The sequence below is a fragment of the Sphingomonas sp. genome, from assembly GCF_041661825.1.
Classification (GTDB): Bacteria; Pseudomonadota; Alphaproteobacteria; order Sphingomonadales; family Sphingomonadaceae; genus Sphingomonas.
The window spans coordinates 519,845-535,306 of the sequence record NZ_JBAZTU010000004.1 but is presented as its reverse complement, the minus strand read 5'-3'; the positions used below and the strand labels follow the sequence as shown (position 1 = coordinate 535,306).

General features: G+C 66.9%; 16 protein-coding genes and 1 tRNA gene. 5 read left to right on the top strand and 12 right to left on the bottom strand.

Going from position 1 to position 15,462, the window contains the following annotated elements:
* Window position 1: 1 nt before the first annotated feature.
* The 4 genes from ribA to WC729_RS21130 form a co-directional block, all read right to left on the bottom strand.
* Window positions 2-1,063, bottom strand: coding sequence for a GTP cyclohydrolase II (gene ribA / locus WC729_RS21145; RefSeq protein WP_372856401.1), 1,062 nt, complete (start codon window positions 1,061-1,063; stop codon window positions 2-4).
* Window positions 1,060-1,848, bottom strand: a complete 789-nt coding sequence (locus tag WC729_RS21140; RefSeq protein ID WP_372856400.1) for an exodeoxyribonuclease III — start codon at window positions 1,846-1,848, stop codon at window positions 1,060-1,062. Before WC729_RS21140 ends, ribA begins: the two co-directional genes overlap by 4 nt.
* A 228-nt stretch (window positions 1,849-2,076) precedes the next feature.
* A complete protein-coding gene (locus WC729_RS21135) occupies window positions 2,077-2,691 on the bottom strand; it encodes an outer membrane lipoprotein carrier protein LolA (RefSeq protein ID WP_372856399.1) in 615 nt (204 codons plus the stop codon).
* 66 nt (window positions 2,692-2,757) lie between these two features.
* Entirely contained in the window at window positions 2,758-5,052 is a 2,295-nt protein-coding gene (locus WC729_RS21130; protein WP_372856398.1) for a DNA translocase FtsK, read from the bottom strand.
* A 125-nt stretch (window positions 5,053-5,177) separates the two neighbouring features.
* Between WC729_RS21130 and WC729_RS21125 the strand changes: the two genes are divergently transcribed.
* On the top strand, window positions 5,178-6,395 hold the full coding sequence (locus WC729_RS21125; protein WP_372856397.1) for a UbiH/UbiF/VisC/COQ6 family ubiquinone biosynthesis hydroxylase: 1,218 nt from the start codon (window positions 5,178-5,180) through the stop codon (window positions 6,393-6,395).
* An 8-nt stretch (window positions 6,396-6,403) separates the two neighbouring features.
* Entirely contained in the window at window positions 6,404-6,925 is a 522-nt protein-coding gene (locus WC729_RS21120; RefSeq protein ID WP_372856396.1) for a hypothetical protein, read from the top strand.
* 16 nt (window positions 6,926-6,941) lie between these two features.
* Here WC729_RS21120 and WC729_RS21115 read toward each other — a convergent pair whose 3' ends face one another.
* Together WC729_RS21115 and WC729_RS21110 are read right to left on the bottom strand one after the other, a co-directional pair.
* Window positions 6,942-7,580 carry an LON peptidase substrate-binding domain-containing protein gene (locus WC729_RS21115; protein WP_372856395.1) on the bottom strand — a complete coding sequence of 213 codons (639 nt, stop codon included), beginning with the start codon at window positions 7,578-7,580 and terminating at the stop codon, window positions 6,942-6,944.
* Window positions 7,577-8,473 (bottom strand): tetratricopeptide repeat protein, encoded by an 897-nt coding sequence (locus tag WC729_RS21110; RefSeq protein WP_372856645.1) that lies wholly within the window; start codon window positions 8,471-8,473, stop codon window positions 7,577-7,579. Before WC729_RS21110 ends, WC729_RS21115 begins: the two co-directional genes overlap by 4 nt.
* 313 nt (window positions 8,474-8,786) lie before the next feature.
* Between WC729_RS21110 and WC729_RS21105 the strand changes: the two genes are divergently transcribed.
* Window positions 8,787-8,861, top strand: a tRNA-Gly gene (locus tag WC729_RS21105).
* A 49-nt stretch (window positions 8,862-8,910) separates the two neighbouring features.
* Here the strand turns inward: WC729_RS21105 and WC729_RS21100 are convergent.
* Entirely contained in the window at window positions 8,911-9,462 is a 552-nt protein-coding gene (locus WC729_RS21100) for a methylated-DNA--[protein]-cysteine S-methyltransferase (RefSeq protein ID WP_372856394.1), read from the bottom strand.
* A gap of 81 nt (window positions 9,463-9,543) precedes the next feature.
* Window positions 9,544-9,834, bottom strand: coding sequence for a CsbD family protein (locus tag WC729_RS21095; RefSeq protein ID WP_372856393.1), 291 nt, complete (start codon window positions 9,832-9,834; stop codon window positions 9,544-9,546).
* A gap of 145 nt (window positions 9,835-9,979) precedes the next feature.
* Here WC729_RS21095 and WC729_RS21090 point away from each other — a divergent pair, with 145 nt between their 5' ends.
* Window positions 9,980-10,165, top strand: a complete 186-nt coding sequence (locus WC729_RS21090) for a KTSC domain-containing protein (protein WP_372856392.1) — start codon at window positions 9,980-9,982, stop codon at window positions 10,163-10,165.
* A gap of 6 nt (window positions 10,166-10,171) precedes the next feature.
* On the opposite strand, the gene WC729_RS21085 is transcribed toward WC729_RS21090, so the two are convergent.
* Window positions 10,172-11,827 (bottom strand): FAD-dependent oxidoreductase, encoded by a 1,656-nt coding sequence (locus WC729_RS21085; RefSeq protein ID WP_372856391.1) that lies wholly within the window; start codon window positions 11,825-11,827, stop codon window positions 10,172-10,174.
* Between the two features lie 85 nt (window positions 11,828-11,912).
* Between WC729_RS21085 and WC729_RS21080 the strand changes: the two genes are divergently transcribed.
* Window positions 11,913-12,713 carry a DUF72 domain-containing protein gene (locus tag WC729_RS21080; RefSeq protein WP_372856390.1) on the top strand — a complete coding sequence of 267 codons (801 nt, stop codon included), beginning with the start codon at window positions 11,913-11,915 and terminating at the stop codon, window positions 12,711-12,713.
* A 257-nt stretch (window positions 12,714-12,970) separates the two neighbouring features.
* Here the strand turns inward: WC729_RS21080 and WC729_RS21075 are convergent, their stop codons facing one another.
* Genes WC729_RS21075 through hemC form a run of 3 tightly spaced genes read right to left on the bottom strand, consistent with a single transcriptional unit; the run spans window position 12,971 to window position 15,442 of the window.
* A complete protein-coding gene (locus tag WC729_RS21075) occupies window positions 12,971-13,834 on the bottom strand; it encodes a hypothetical protein (protein WP_372856389.1) in 864 nt (287 codons plus the stop codon).
* Window positions 13,835-13,856: 22 nt separating this feature from the next.
* Window positions 13,857-14,528 (bottom strand): uroporphyrinogen-III synthase, encoded by a 672-nt coding sequence (locus WC729_RS21070; protein WP_372856388.1) that lies wholly within the window; start codon window positions 14,526-14,528, stop codon window positions 13,857-13,859.
* Window positions 14,525-15,442, bottom strand: a complete 918-nt coding sequence (gene hemC, locus WC729_RS21065; RefSeq protein ID WP_372856387.1) for a hydroxymethylbilane synthase — start codon at window positions 15,440-15,442, stop codon at window positions 14,525-14,527. The genes WC729_RS21070 and hemC overlap by 4 nt, the downstream gene beginning before the upstream one ends.
* Between the last annotated feature and the right edge of the window lie 20 nt (window positions 15,443-15,462).

Sequence of the window (15,462 nt, the reverse complement as noted above, 5' to 3'; positions counted from 1 at the left end):
CCTAGAACTGGTGCCCGGTGCGGTCGCGCTTGGTCGCGAGATAGCGCTCGTTATGCGGGTTGGCCGGCAGGACATGCGGCACCCGCTCGACCACCTTGATTCCTGCGCCTTCGAGTTGCGCAACCTTCTCCGGATTGTTGGTCAGCAGCCGCACCGATCGCTGGCCGAGCAATTCGAGCATCCGCGCCGCCACGGCGAAATTGCGTGAGTCGACCGCGAAGCCCAGCCGCGTGTTCGCATCGACCGTGTCGAACCCCTGGTCCTGCAGCGCATAGGCGCGCAGCTTGTTGATCAGCCCGATCCCGCGCCCTTCCTGCCGCAGATAGAGCAAAATGCCCCAGCCGCTGTCCGAGATCGCCCGGATCGCCGCGTCGAGCTGCGGCCCGCAATCGCACTTCAGGCTGCCGAGCACGTCGCCGGTCAGGCATTCGCTGTGCAGGCGGACGAGCGGCGGCTGGCCGTTCGGTGCGCCGATCAGCAGCGCGACGTGCTCCCCGGGCATTTCAGGCGTGCGGAAGGCGACGATCTCGGTATTTTCGGCACCTGACACCGGCAGGCGCGCGCGCGTCGCAATGGTCAGCCGGGCGGCGTCCTCATGCGCGTCGATATCCGCCGGCGTCAGCGTCACCTGGGCCGTCGCACCCGGAATGGCGAAGAAAGCGGGCAATACCCCGCCGATCCGTGCCAGCCGCAGCGCGGCAGCCGCGGCCTCGGGCGCTTCGACCGCAATCGCACGGAACGGGCCTTTCAGCGGTGTCCGGAGGTCGAATTGCGGATCGGCCAGCGCGGTTGCCGCCGCAAAATCCAGCCAGGGCGCTCGCTCGACGAGCACCGGGCAATCCGGCGCCGCCGCCTCGCGTTGGTTGGCAAGCTTCAGCGTCGCCGCTCGGCCCGAGGTGAGCAGAACGGACGCCCGGCCAGCCGGATCGAACGTCGTCAGCCGCGTCGGATCGGTCGTCTCGATCGGCAACAATGCCAGCGCACCATCGGCCCCCACGATCGCGATCGGCCACCCGCGCCGCAAGGCGTCGATTGCTTCTGCCGTCCTTCGTGCGTCGGTCACACTGCGAACCCGGTCATGATGGGGATATGATCGGATGGCTTCAGCCAGCTTCGGCAATCCTCGAACACCGTATGGCTCACCGCCGTCTTCGCGACATCGGCGGTCGCCCACATATGGTCGAGTCGCCGCCCGCGGTCCGAGGCGAGCCAGTCCTTCGCGCGGTAGCTCCACCAGGTGAACAGCCGGTCGGGGGCCGGCACAAAATGGCGCCCGAGATCGACCCAGTCGTTCGACGCCTTTAGCCCGTCCAGCGCCGCGACCTCGATCGGGGTGTGGCTGACCACGTCGAGCAGTTGCTTGTGGCTCCACACGTCGGCTTCGAGCGGGGCGATGTTGAAATCGCCGACCAGGATCGTCGGCACGGTCAGCCCTTCCGACCAGCGCGTCATCCGCTCGACGAAATCGAGCTTCTGCCCGAATTTCGGGTTCACCTCGCGGTCGGGCACGTCGCCGCCCGCGGGCACATAGACATTTTCCAGCCGCACGCCGTTGTTCAGCCGCACGCCGACATGCCGCGCTTCGCGATTGGCCTGCCAGTCGAACCGGTCATCCTCGACCAGCGGCACGCGGCTGATGATCGCCACGCCGTGGTGCATGCGCTGTCCATGCAGGATGATATGGTTGTAGCCGAGCGCGCGGAACGGCGCGGTCGGGAAATCCCCGTCGATCACCTTGGTTTCCTGAAGGCACAAAATGTCGGGAGACACTTCGCGAAGAAAACGTTCGACAATCTCGATACGGAACCGAACCGAGTTGATGTTCCAGGAAACGATCTTGAGCGCCATCAAGGCGATGTAGCGGCGGGAATGGGTGCCGACAAGGAATGGGGCAGCAAGGGAAAGAGCCGGAAATGGAAAGGCCCTCGCTCCGGGGGCATGGAGCGAGGGCCGACCTAGCGTTCGTCACGCAGGCGGGAAGCAGGTCGTCCGAGCAACAGGGGGAAAATCTCGGGCCGCCCCACATCCGCAATGTCTTTCTAGGGGCCCGAACCTGTCGCCACTATGAACGAAGGGTCAGTTTCGGCCCAAACTCCGCCGCGGGTCGTTCCAATTGAACGTCCTGTCGCTCACCGGCGCGTTGAACTGCTGATTCGACAGGCGGATCGTCGTGCGGTTGTTTTGCGAATCGAGCGCGACCCAGCCCTGCAGCATCAGCCCGCCCGGCGCGCTTGCGTCGCGGATGAAGACCAGGGTGATGCGGCCATATTCGGGATGCTTGGGGTCGTTCGCCTCGACTGAAATGATCCGCGGGTCGAATCCCGGAATGACCTTGGCGAAGCGCGTCATGTCCTTGCTGGGATCGAGCAATACGCTGAGCGGCGAATTGCCGATCGGCCAGCGCTGCACCTGCTTCACCGAATAATCGATGAAGGTCAGTGCCTTACCGTCGCCGACGATCAGGATCGGAACGCCCTTCTGATACTGGAAGCGGATCTTGCCCGGCTTCTTCAAGGTTAGGGTGCCGGTCAGCACCTTGCCGGCACGGTCGGTCTGGCTGAACGCGGCAGTCAGGCTCTGCACTGACTGGAGATGGCTCTGGACAAGCGCCAGATCGCCGGTGGCCGGGGCCGCTGCGACCAGTGCCGGGACGGCGAGCGCTCCCAACACGGACAGATTGCGAAGGATCACGATATTCTCCCGAGACAGGTCCCGGCGCTAGGTGCGTCGGGTTGAACCCCTTCTGAACCGCAAGCCTTACAGCGGGTTCCCGTCCCGGTCGCGTAACACGTCGCGCCGCCCGACATGGTCGGGGCGGCTGACGATGCCGTCCTTCTCCATCCGCTCGATCAGCCGCGCAGCGCTGTTGTAGCCGATCCGAAGCTGCCGCTGCAGCCAGGAGGTCGAGGCCTTCTGGCTTTCCACGACGAGCTGGATGGCGGAGCGATATTGCTGGTCTTCGGCCGAATCCTCGCCGTCTGGCGCACCGTCCAGTGCGAAGCCGTCCTCAGGCTCCTCGGTGACGGACTGGATATAATCGGGTCGGCCCTGCGCCCGCCAGTGATCCGCCACGGCGCGCACTTCGTCGTCGCTGACGAACGGGCCGTGCACGCGCACGATGCCCTTGCCGCCCGGCATATAGAGCATGTCGCCCTTGCCTAGCAGCTGCTCGGCACCCTGCTCGCCCAGGATGGTGCGCGAATCGATCTTGGAGGTGACGTGGAAGCTGATTCGGGTCGGCAGGTTCGCCTTGATCACGCCAGTGATGACGTCGACCGATGGTCGCTGCGTCGCCATGATCAGATGGATGCCCGCCGCGCGTGCCTTTTGCGCGAGGCGCTGGATCAGGAATTCGACTTCCTTGCCCGCCGTCATCATCAGATCGGCAAGTTCGTCGACGATCACAACGATCTGCGGCAGCGGTTGGAAGTCGAGCGTCTCTTCCTCATAGACCGGCTGGCCGGTCTCGGAATCATAACCCGTCTGCACGCGCCGGCCGAGCGGCTGGCCCTTGGTCCGCGCAGCGCGCACCTTCTCGTTGAAGCTGGCGAGGCTGCGCACCCCGACGGAGGACATCATGCGGTAGCGTTCCTCCATCTGCTCGACCGCCCATTTTAGTGCGCGCACGGCCTTGGCGGGGTCGGTGACGACGGGGGACAGCAGATGCGGGATGTCCTCGTACATGCTCAGCTCGAGCATCTTCGGGTCGATCATGATCATGCGGCACTGGTCCGGCCGAAGCCGGTAGAGCAGCGACAGGATCATGCAGTTGAGCCCGACCGACTTGCCCGACCCGGTCGTGCCGGCGACGAGCAGATGTGGCATCGGCGCGAGATCGGCGATGACGGGGTCGCCGGCGATGTTCTTGCCGAGCACCAGGGGCAACGAGGCGGACTGGTCGTCGAAGGATTGCGATCCGATCAGCTCGTGCAGCCCCACCGTTTCCCGCCGGACATTGGGCAGCTCGATGCCGATCACCGTGCGCCCGGGAATGGTCGCAACGCGTGCCGAAATCGCCGACATGTTGCGCGCGATATCGTCGGCAAGCTGGATCACCCGGCTGGCTTTGATGCCCGATGCAGGCTCCAGCTCGTACATCGTCACGACCGGGCCGGGCCGGATATTGATGATCGATCCCTTCACGTGGAAATCATCGAGCACCGATTCGAGCAGCCGTGCATTGCGTTCGAGCGCTGCCTTGTCGACTGGGCCGCCCGGCGCTGGCGGCGCGGGCTTCAGCAGGTCGAGCGGAGGAAGCTGTGAATTGTCGCCCAGATCGAACGAGGCTTGTTTGGCCTTCGGCTTGGCCACTGACGGTGCGAGCGTGCGCTCGGCGATGATGGGTCCAGGCCGCGAATCGGGCGTCGCGACGGCGCGGGGCGTCGGCTTGCGCGCCGGCTCGGGGGCGAACACCTCCTGTTCGGGCGTGCGACGCTCCGCCTTGACGGGTTTGGGCTTGGGCAAGCGGCGCGGGCGGTCGCCGATGTCGATGATGAAGCTCAGCGCCCAGACGCCGGCGCCCGCCAGTCCAGTGAGAATGGCGATGGCGAGACCTGTCCACCAGCGAATCGCCGTATCGCCGATGAAGCCGGTCGCCAGACGCACCAGGTCCGCCAGCGCCATGCCGATCACGCCGCCCGGTCCCGCCGGAAGCCAACGCACCGCCGACTCCCGGATCAAGGCCCCGGTGGTGCTCATCAACGCGATGCCGCCCAGCGCAGCCAGCAGCATCAGCTTCCAGCGCCCGACCGGCACATCGGCCCAAAGCCGCGCCGCAATGATCAGCGCGACCGGCAGGAATAGGAAGACGGGGAAGCCGAACAGGGCATAACCGATATCGGCGACCCAGGCGCCCGGCGTGCCCAGCCAGTTCTCGGCCGGCCCGCCCGACGCGGTGTTCAACGACGGGTCGCCCGAATGATAGGTGACGAGCGAGACGAACACGAGCAGCGTCGCGAGGGCGATCGCCATCGCGCCGATCAGCGCGCCGCTTCGCGCGGCGCCTGCCTTCACCGTCTCGCGCCACAAGGGCGGCTGCGCCCGGCTAGCCATGATCTGGTCCTTGATTGTTCGCTGTCTGTACGCGTGGAATCATCGCTCCTGGCGAGTCCGACGTCAAGGTTAACCCATTGGGCGGACGCATTGGCACCGTGCCTGCCGCGCGCTAGAGCGAGCCCATGGACAGAGCGGACGTCATCATCCTGGGCGGTGGCCTGGTCGGCAGCGCACTCGCCGTGGCGCTCGACGCGCACGGCCTCACCGCCATCGTCATCGACATTGCCGATCCGCAGGTGATCCTCGCCGCCGGTTTCGACGGCCGCGCCTCGGCGATCGCCAGCGCGCCCTATCGCATGCTCGACACGATCGGCGTGGTCGATCGGCTGACCGGCCATGGCTGCCCGATCCAGGGCATCAGGGTCAGCGACGGGCTCGAGCCGGGCGCGCTCGATTTCGAGCCCGATACGGAGAGCGGCGCGCTTGGCCATATGTTCGAGAACCGGCGCCTGCGCGGCGCGCTGCTCGAGGCGGCCGAGGCGGCACCGGGCGTCGATGTGCGCATGAAAACCCGCGCCGTCGCGGTCGATCGCGGCGCTCACGGCGTCACCGTCACGCTCGATTCGGGCGCGGTCGTCACCGCCCCGCTGCTGATCGCCGCCGAGGGCCGCAACTCGCCGACGCGCGAATCGGCCGGGCTGAAGGTCGCGCGCTGGACCTATGATCATGCCGCGCTGGTGACGTCGCTCCATCACGAGATCAGCCACGAAAATATCGCCTATGAGATCTTCTACCCGAAGGGTCCCTTCGCGATCCTGCCGCTGAACGACGACGATCGGGGCCATCGCTCGGCGATCGTCTGGTCGGTGCGCCGCGACGAGGCGCCGGGCATGCTCAAATTGTCCGATCGCGGCTTCCTGGCTGAGGCAGAGAAGAAAATGGGCGGTTTCCTGGGCAAGCTCGGCCCGCTCGGCGCGCGGTCGAGCTATCCGCTCGGCTTCCACCATGCCGCGACGATCACGGCCGATCGGCTCGCGCTGGTCGGCGACGCCGCGCACGGCATCCACCCGATCGCGGGCCAGGGCGTCAATGTCGGCTTCCGCGACGTGGCGACCCTCGTCGAAGTGCTGGTCGAGGGCAAACGCCTTGGCCTCGATCTCGGCGATCCGCAGCTTCTCGCCCGGTACGAACGCTGGCGCAGCCTCGACACCTTCATGGTCGCCGCCGCCACCGACGGCCTGACGCGCCTGTTCGGCATTCCCGGCCGCACTGCCTCCGCCGTGCGCCGCTTCGGCCTGTCGGCGGTGCAGAAGCTGCCCCCGCTCAAGGACCGCTTTATGGCCGAGGCGCGCGGCGAATCGGGCGAGGTGCCGAAGCTGCTCCAGGGGCTTACGGTTTAGGAGGACTCATGGGTATTGCGCTAGCGGTTGCACTGCTCACCGGCCAGGTCGCGGATACTGGCCCACTCGAGGCGGCGTGGAAGGGGCAACTGCAATGCTATGAGCCTGACACCGTCAAGAAAACGTGCCGCTCGTTGGCTGAATATCGCCGCGCTCCGGACGGTTCGATCACGAACATCGCCCATATTCTCCTCGTTATGAGCCCGACCACCGTGTGGAATATCGAATCGCCGGTTCGCATCGAAGCGGGCGCGATATGTGGCGCCATCCGTCAGCAAGACATTGATGCCTCTGACATGACGACGGTTATGGATGGCACCGACATGGAAGATCCCAAATTCCACAAGAGAGTCGACGAGGCTGTCGAAGCGATCGCCAAACCGATCCTCGGACGGGATATCTGCACGCGTTACGCTGCGGAGGGTAAATACTTGATCGCGAAGATATCGATCGACGGGGTGGCCCAGCCAGCGATGGATCAGAAAGTGATCTGGGTGGCGCCCGATGCCGGATTCAGGGTCCGGCCTTGACCCCGAAAGCCGTTTCTCACTGCAAGGTCACCGAATCCTCGCCGTCGTGGCGGCCGAAGAATTGCATCAGCTGGATGATCAGCTCGGCGCGATCCTCGATTCCCGGCGCTTCGAGCAGTGCTTGCTTCGCCGCCACGTCGAACGGAGCGATCTGGGCGATGCCGTTGACCAATGCCTCGTCGTCGAGCCGGTTCACGGCCTCCCAATCGACCGCATAGCCCTGCGCATCGGCGAAGCGGCGCGATTCCATCTCCAGCGAGGATCGCCGCGACAGGGATAATATCTCGGCTTCGGCCGCTACCGGCAGCAACAGTGCCTCAACCTGGCGGAAGGCGGTCGTCACCTCGAGCTCGCGGATGATGCGGAACAGCGCCAGGCCTTCCAGCACCAGATTGTAACGCCCGTCCTCGCTCGCCTCGAACTCGGCGATACGGCCGACACAGCCGATCTCGAACAGGGCCGGCGCCTCGCCCGGCGCCAGCGGGCCGGGGCGCGGCTGGATCATGCCGATCCGCCGATCGCGCGCCATCGAATCGGATACCATCGCGCGGTATCGCGGCTCGAAGATGTGGAGCGGCAGATGCATGCCGGGAAACAGCAGCGCGCCGGGCAACGGGAAGATCGAGAGCCGAGTCGAGACCGGCGCGTCGGTCATCCGAACAGGATCGCCGATAACCGTCGCCGCTGTGCCGAAACCCAGGGATCCTCGAGACCGACCACCTCGAACAGCTTGAGCAGCTGCTGGCGGGCCGCACCCTCGTTCCAATCCTTGTCCGTGGCGATGATGCCCAGCAGCGAATCGGCCGCCGCATCGCGGTCGCCCGCCGCCATCTGGCCGCCGGCCAGCTCGAACCTCTTGTCGAGATTATCGGGGTTGGCCGCGACTTCGGCCGCCAGGCCCGCCAGGTCGTCGACCGGCTTGGCGTCCTTCGCCAGCGCCAGCGCCGATTTCGCGCGCTCGATCTCGGGCAGCTTGGCCAGTTCCTCGGGCAGTGCCGCGATCGCCGCTTCGGCCTCGTCGATCCGATTCGCCGCGACCAGCGCCCGCACCCGGCCCGACAGCACGGCGGGATGATCCGGCACCATCTCGCCGATCTGCTCGAACACGGACAGCGCCCGATCGGTGTCGCCATCCGCCAGCAATTGCTCGCCCATCGCGATCAGCGGCTCGATCTCGGCCTCGGCGCTCGCTGCTTCGCTCTCCACCGGCAGCTGGCGAAGGATCTGGTCGAGCATCACCTTCAGCTGCGATTCGGTGCGCGCGCTGGTCAGGTCGGCGACGAGCTGCCCCTGGAACATCGCATAGACGGTGGGGATCGTCTTGATCTGGAATTGCGCGGAGATGAACTGGTTCTTGTCGGTATCGACCTTGGCCAGCACCACGCCCTTGTCGGCATATTCCGCCGCGACCTTCTCCAGCACCGGGGTCAGCGCCTTGCACGGCCCGCACCATTCGGCCCAGAAATCGATGATGACGAGCTTCGTCATCGACGGCTCGACGACGTCGCGCCGGAACTCTTCGACTGCCTCGCGCTCCGCGGCGGTCATTCCCAAACTGGCCAAGTCTCACTCCCGTGCTTCACTTCGCGCCTTATGTGGGTGCGCGGCCCCTCAAGCCAACCCTTTTCGTCCCACCCCTTGGGCAGCCTTATCCGGGCGCTGTGGAGCGTCGGACCGCTCAAACGGGGGGCGAACCCCGTTTTTCGCGCTCCTCCTTCCACAGCATCCCGGATAAGGCTGTCTCGATCTCATTGGGAATGGGTTTGAACCCTGTTGTACGACTGGGGGTTGCCGGACCCAAAAGCCGATGCTAGAGGCCGCCCCCTTACCCGCCCGGTCCAACGATCGGTCAGGCGCCAGAGCGGGCGTAGCTCAGGGGTAGAGCACAACCTTGCCAAGGTTGGGGTCGAGGGTTCGAATCCCTTCGCCCGCTCCAGTTTCTCGTACGGGAACAGGCCGCGCAAGCGGCCTTTTTCATGTCCCGCCTAGAAAAAGAATCCCTGCTGCGCCGGTTCGGGCGGGCTCAGATCGATGCCTTCGATCGCCAGCATCTTCACCTTCGAATCGGATCCGCCCGGCGCTGAAAAGCCGCCCACCTTGCCGCCCGCCGCCAGCACGCGGTGGCAGGGAACGATCAACGGCACCGGGTTGGAGGCCATCGCCTGGCCCACGGCGCGCGCGGATTCCGGGCCGGCGCCGAGCTCCTTCGCCACTGCGCCATAAGTCGTGGTCTGGCCCCAGCCGAGCCGCCGCACCGAATCGTAGATCTGTGCGAAGAAGGGCGCCTGCTCGCCCAGATCGACCTTCACGCCGGAGAAGTCGATCTCTTCGCCCTCGAAATAGCGCTGCGCCGCGGCGATGGCCGCGGCTATCTCAGGCGGCGGCGCGCGGCGCACCGCGCCGGGAAAGCGGCGGAGCAGCGACCGCTCGGTCCTCTCCGCTGACTCCGCCGGCAGGCGAAAGCCCACCACACCGGCGTCGGTCCAGGCGATCGCGGCGACGCCGTTCGCGGTATCGAAAAGCTGATAGTCGGCCACGGCCTCACCCTGCTTGACTGTTTCCCTATCAAGATAGGGAAGCGGGCTGCGCCGAACCAGCCCGCAGGGTGAGTATGAGTCCTAGGCCTTCTTGCCGCGCAGCGTGTTGATCACCGCCAGCGCGAGCGTGCCGACCAGTGCGGCCGTCGCCCAGGGCCGTTCCTTGGCGAAGGCCTTGGCCTTGTCCGCCAATGGGCCGATACCCTGAGTCACCGCATCCTTCGCCGCGCCATAGCTTTGCTGGAGGTTGCCGCTGATCTGGTCGGCGACGCCCTGATTCTGCGTGGCCTGGTCGCCCGTGGCCTTGCCGACGGCTTCCTTGACCTGGCCTGCGAGATTGCGGCCCTCGCCCTCGAGCGTGTCCTCGTTCATGTAGATTCCCTTCGCTCGGCACCTCGTGGGTGAAGTGCCCAACCCCGTAACGATCGACGGGCCCGACGTGTCCATATCACCCCGCATTTCCCGCGAACGGCAACCGGCGTGCGACGTTCCGCGTTGACGCCGCATGCCCTCCAGCGTGATCCGCTCCTATGACTATGACCCGGCCGAGCAACGGCTCGACATCGAGTTCGTCAGCGGCCGGCGCTACTCCTATCTCGACGTGCCCGAATCGCTGTTCGACGCGATGCGCCGCGTGACGTCGAAGGGCGGCTTCTTCAATCGCCGTATCCGCGACCATTACCCCTTCGTCGAGCACGCCTGACCGGCATCACTCCATCGGATGCAGGAAGCGGTGGACCGAGGACACGACGACCGATCCCTCACCCACGCCCGAAGCGACGCGCTTGACCGATCCCGCGCGCACGTCGCCGATCGCGAAGATGCCCGGCTTGCTCGTGGCATAAGGCGAGGTCGACCCGTCCGCATCGGCGCCGGTCCTCACGAATCCTTTGTCGTCCAGCGCCAGGCAGCCGTCGAGCCAGTCGGTATTGGGCTCGGCCCCGATCATCACGAACATGTTGCTGATGTCGTGGCGCTGCGCGTCGCCGGTCTTCATATTGGTCCAGGTCACGTGGCGCAGATAGCCGTCCCCCTCCAACCCGGTGACCTGGCAATGCGTGTGCAAGGTGATCTGGCTCGAGGAGAGGATGCGCTGGACGAGATAGTCCGACATCGTCTCCGCCAACCCGCGCGATCGCACCAGGATATGGAGGTGGCGCACGGTGCGCGACAGGAACACCGCTGCCTGCCCGGCCGAGTTGCCGCCGCCGACCACCAGCACTTCCTCGCCGGCGCAGAGGTTGGATTCCATCGCGGTGGCGGCATAATGGATGCCCTGGCCCTCGAACCGGTCATAATCGGGCACGTCGAGCCGGCGATAGCGTGCCCCGCTGGCGACGACGACCGCCCGGCCGGACACGCGCTGCCCGTCTTCCATCGTCACGACATAAGGGTCCTTGCTGCAATCGAGCGCCGTCGCCGGCCGGGCGATGGCCAGCCGCGCCCCGAATTTCTGCGCCTGCACCTGCGCCCGCCCGGCCAGCGCCCGGCCGGAAATGCCCGTCGGGAAGCCGAGATAATTCTCGATCTTGGAACTGGTGCCGGCCTGCCCGCCCGGTGCGAGCCCTTCGAGCACGATCGTGTCGAGCCCTTCCGACGCGGCATAGACCGCCGCCGCCAGCCCCGCCGGCCCCGCGCCGACCACGATGACGTCATGGACGCGCGTCGGGTCGAGCGTCTCGGTCAGCCCCAGCGCATCCGCCAGCTCGCCCGTCGGCGGGTTGCGCAGCAGCGATTCGCCCGGCGCAATCACCACCGGCAGTTGGTCCGGCGTGATCGAGAAGCATTCGAGGAAGCCGTCCGCGTCCGGGTCGCTGTCGGTGTCGAGCAGGCGGTGCGGATAGCCGTTGCGCTCGAGGAATCGCTGCAGTCTTTGGGTATCGCCCGAATGCCCCGATCCGATCAAGGTGGCGCCGCCATGCGCATGTTTGATCAGCCCGACGCGCCGCAGGATGAACGCCCGCATGATGATCTCGCCGATATCCGCTTCGGTCGAGACCATGCGGCGGAAATCGACCCGGCTGATCCGCAGCACCCGGCTGTCCTCGCCGGTGCGCCCGGTGACCAGGATCGCGCGATTGTTGAACAGATCGAGCTCGCCGGTGAACTGGCGGGCATGATGCGTGGTGAAGATGCTGGCGACCCCGCACTCGTCGGTGTCAAGCACCTGGATCGACCCGTCCAGCACCACGAAGAAATCGACGCCCCGCTCGCCCCGCGTGTAGAGCGCAATGCCCTTCTCGACCGCTTCGGCGCTGCCATAGGCCATCATGCGCTCGACCATTTCCTCGGGCAGGATCGGAAAGGTCTGTGCGGTCCGTTCATAGGGATCAGTCGGATCGATCTCGGTCCGGTCGGTCGCCATCGTCTTCCCCACTTCATGTCCGTTCTGGACTCTAGCAGCGTGTCGCATCTTCGCGAAAGCGCCTTCCCGGCCTAGAACCCTCTCCATGAGCAACGGCATGATTCGCACCGGCATCGGCGGCTGGACCTATGAACCCTGGCGCGGGGTGTTCTTCCCCGAGGGCCTGGCGCAGAAGCGCGAGCTTGAATATGCCTCGCGCGCGGTGACGGCGATCGAGGTCAACGGCACCTATTACGGCTCGCAGAAACCGGCGACCTTCGCCTCCTGGGCCAAGACCGCGCCCGACGGCTTCGTCTTCGCGCTCAAGGCCTCGCGCTTCTGCACCAACCGCAAGGTCCTCGCCGAATCGGGCGATTCGATCGCGAAGTTCATCGGCCAGGGTATCGTCGAGCTGGGCGATAAGCTCGGCCCGATCCTCTGGCAGTTCATGGCGACCAAGAAATTCGACGCCGATGATTTCGCGGCCTTCCTGAAGCTGCTGCCCGCGTCGCACAAGGGCGTTGCGCTGCGCCACGCGATCCAGGTCCGGCATGACAGTTTCCATGTGCCCGAATTCGTCGCCATGGCGCGCGCCGCGGGCGTCTCCCTCGTCTTCGCCGATTCGGCCGAATACCCCGCCATCGCCGACGTTACCGGCGACTTCGTCTATGCCCGGCTGGAAAAGGCGGTCGAGACCGTGCCGACCGGCTACACCCCCGCCGAACTCGATCGCTGGCTCGAGGTCGCGCAGGCCTGGGCGGCGGGCTGCCAGCCCGTCGGGCTGCCCTATGCTTCGCCCGAACAGCCGGCAAAGAAACCGCGCGATACCTTCGTGTTCTTCATCAACGGTGCGAAGGTGCGCGCACCCGCCGGCGCGATGGCGCTGCTGGAGCGACTCAACGCTTAAAACTGATTTTGGCTACGCGAGAACGCGGAGAGCCAGCGTTCGCCTTCCCTGTCTTCTTCCCCTCTCCTTTCAGGAGAGGGGCAAGCTGCGCAGCAGCGCGGGGTGAGGCTGAGCGGGAAACGCTCATGCTGGTCACCCTCACCCTTCCGCCGCTTCGCGGCTCCCTCCCTCTCCCGATGCGAGAGGGATAAGCAAAGTGTAAATGCCATAGGGCTTTGGCCAGGGAAGAGTCCCGCACCCGATCTCCAGGTTGCGCCCTACCGAGGCCCAGCCGCACCCTGGCCCATGATCGCTGCCGTCTCGATCGTGTCGAGCGCCTGGCGTGCGCCGATGTAGCGTCGCGCCGCGGTCGTCCAGCGTTCGGCGCTGGCGGCCCCAGGCATCCGCGCCACTTCGGCCAGTGCCGCCTCGACATGCCCGGCCTCCAGCGTACGCCGCGCCCGGGTGAGCCGGTCGGCCGGCAATGGAGAGGGTGTGTCGGCCCGGTGCAGCACGATCAGATTGCCCAGCTCGCGCCGCAGGCTGGCGAGCCAGCCATCGCGCGCGGCACCGGTCTTCAGCTCGGGCGAGATCGCGTCGAGCCCGACGCGCAGATCCTCGATCGTCACCGGCTGCTGTGCCGCCTGGATGATCGTGCCCGTCGCCTGGGGCTGGATCGGGCCGAAGCGCTCGCGCAACTGCTCTTCGATATAACCCAGCGGCAGGCCGCGATCGATCTGGCGGCGCGCGGCAAAGGCGATCATCAATCCTTCGGCGCGCGTGGCATAGCCGGAAGCGGCACGGGCCTGCCCACCGACGTTCGCCGTGCGCGTCTCCAGGTCGGTGAGGCGCGCGGCCAGCTCGGTCTCGCGGGTCGAGAGCGCATCGAGGTCGATCGCCGGCGGTGCCGCCGTGCCGCTGCCGGGCACGATCACGACGGGCGTGCGCTTACCGTCGGCGGTGGAGGCGATCGGCAGGGTCACGGTCGCGACCGGCTTCTGGCCGAACCATTGGGGAAAGGCGTAGAGCCCCAGCGCCATCGCGCCGAGACCGGCGACGAAGGCGATTGCCCCCAGGATCGCCGCGGTGCGCCAGCCGAGCTTGCGGAGGGGAGCCGTCGGGGTCGGCAGGTCGTCGCTCATGCCGCCTTATCCCCGCGCATGCTCACCCGGTCAATCGCGCGCGCGCCGCGTCGAGCAGCGCGGCGTCATTCGGGGTGGCGGCGGTGGCGACCCATGCCCAACCCGCCCCCGCCGCCGCGGCGACGGCTGGGCTGAAGGCCGCGAGGGCGACCGAGGACCGTGGGAGGCCCTGTTCGTCGGCCAGGTCGCCGAGCCGGGTGGCGGCACGCGCTGAATGGAGCAGCGCGATCGATCCCTCCAGGGTAGCGAGCGCCTCCGCCGTCACCGGCAGCGTCTCGCTGGCATAGACCGCGATCGCCCGGGCGATCAGGCCGCCCGCCTCGATCGATCGTTCGCGCCCGCCGAGATGCAAGATGCGCGTAAAGCCATGGTCGCGGGCGAGCAGCGACGCAGCGTCGGACTTGCCCGCCGCCATGACGTCGAGTCCCGCCGCACGGCTGATGTCCGCGGTTCGTGCACCCACCGTCAATACCGGCAGGTGTCGCAACGCTTCCAGCCCCGGCCCGGCAAAGCGCACGGCATTGGCGCTGGTCAGCAGCAGCGCATCGAACGCGGCGGGGTTGGGCGCGGTCCAGCCAAGCGCGCGGATCTCGAACAGCGGCAAGCGGATCGCGCACAGGCCCAGCGCCTCGATCCGCCCGACGGTCGCGGCGTTGCCCGGTTCCGGGCGCAGCACCGCGAAGGGTGGCGTCATGCCGCGAACAGCCGCCGCACGGCAGGCGGCGCCCGGTCGAGCAGGTCGTGCGCCAGTTGATCGGCACTGGTCTCGCCGATCGGGCCCGTGGTCTCACCCGCAACATGGGCGCTGCCGTCCTCCGCCAGCAACTCGGCGCGGATCGTCATCCGGTCGCCATCGATCGTTACCAGCGCTGCGACCGGCGAATGGCAATCCGCCTTGAGCGCGGCGAGCAGCGCACGCTCCACCAGCACACAGCGATGCGTGTCGACATGGTCGATGCCCGCCAGCCAGCCGAGCACCCGCGCGTCATCGGCGCGCGCCTCGATCCCAACCGCTCCCTGGGCAGGCGCTGGCAGCATGACGTCATTCGGGATGGCCACGCCGATCTCCGGACGTCCCAGCCGGTCGAGCCCAGCCGCGGCGAGCAAGGTGGCGTCGACCTCGCCCGCGGCCAGCTTGGCGAGGCGCGTGTCGACATTGCCGCGGAACAACACTGTCTCGAGGTCGGGCCGAATCCGCTTGAGCTGCGCGCTCCGCCGCGGCGAGCTCGTCCCGACCACGGCGCCCTGCCGCAACGCGGCAATGCTGCCGGCGCCGATCAGCCGGTCGCGGACATCGGCGCGTGCCAGCATCGCCGCGATGCGGATCGCCGCCGGCCGGATCGTCTCGACATCCTTCATCGAATGCACCGCGCAATCGATTTCGCCGTCGATCAACGCCCGGTCGAGCTCCTTGGTCCACAGCGCCTTGCCGCCGATCTCGGCCAGTGCCCGGTCCTGCACCCTGTCGCCGGTGGTCTTGATCGGCACGATTTCGACAGCGTCATCCATCCAGCCCTGGAAGGCACAGATCGCATCGCGCACCATGCCGGCCTGCACGAGCGCAAGGGGCGATCCGCGGGTACCGAGGCGAAGGCGGGGATTGGACACAAAACACTCCGTTTGGACTG

What these genes read in the sequence shown, in the direction of transcription:
- WC729_RS21075 (WP_372856389.1), bottom strand. Translation starts at nt 13,834, where the DNA reads ATGAGCGACGACCTGCCGACCCCGACGGCTCCCCTCCGCAAGCTCGGC.
- WC729_RS21070 (WP_372856388.1), bottom strand. Translation starts at nt 14,528, where the DNA reads ATGACGCCACCCTTCGCGGTGCTGCGCCCGGAACCGGGCAACGCCGCG.
- WC729_RS21110 (WP_372856645.1), bottom strand. Translation starts at nt 8,473, where the DNA reads ATGACCGCCGCGGAGCGCGAGGCAGTCGAAGAGTTCCGGCGCGACGTC.
- WC729_RS21140 (WP_372856400.1), bottom strand. Translation starts at nt 1,848, where the DNA reads ATGGCGCTCAAGATCGTTTCCTGGAACATCAACTCGGTTCGGTTCCGT.
- WC729_RS21115 (WP_372856395.1), bottom strand. Translation starts at nt 7,580, where the DNA reads ATGACCGACGCGCCGGTCTCGACTCGGCTCTCGATCTTCCCGTTGCCC.
- WC729_RS21125 (WP_372856397.1), top strand. Translation starts at nt 5,178, where the DNA reads ATGGACAGAGCGGACGTCATCATCCTGGGCGGTGGCCTGGTCGGCAGC.
- WC729_RS21120 (WP_372856396.1), top strand. Translation starts at nt 6,404, where the DNA reads ATGGGTATTGCGCTAGCGGTTGCACTGCTCACCGGCCAGGTCGCGGAT.
- WC729_RS21095 (WP_372856393.1), bottom strand. Translation starts at nt 9,834, where the DNA reads ATGAACGAGGACACGCTCGAGGGCGAGGGCCGCAATCTCGCAGGCCAG.
- WC729_RS21085 (WP_372856391.1), bottom strand. Translation starts at nt 11,827, where the DNA reads ATGGCGACCGACCGGACCGAGATCGATCCGACTGATCCCTATGAACGG.
- WC729_RS21130 (WP_372856398.1), bottom strand. Translation starts at nt 5,052, where the DNA reads ATGGCTAGCCGGGCGCAGCCGCCCTTGTGGCGCGAGACGGTGAAGGCA.
- WC729_RS21080 (WP_372856390.1), top strand. Translation starts at nt 11,913, where the DNA reads ATGAGCAACGGCATGATTCGCACCGGCATCGGCGGCTGGACCTATGAA.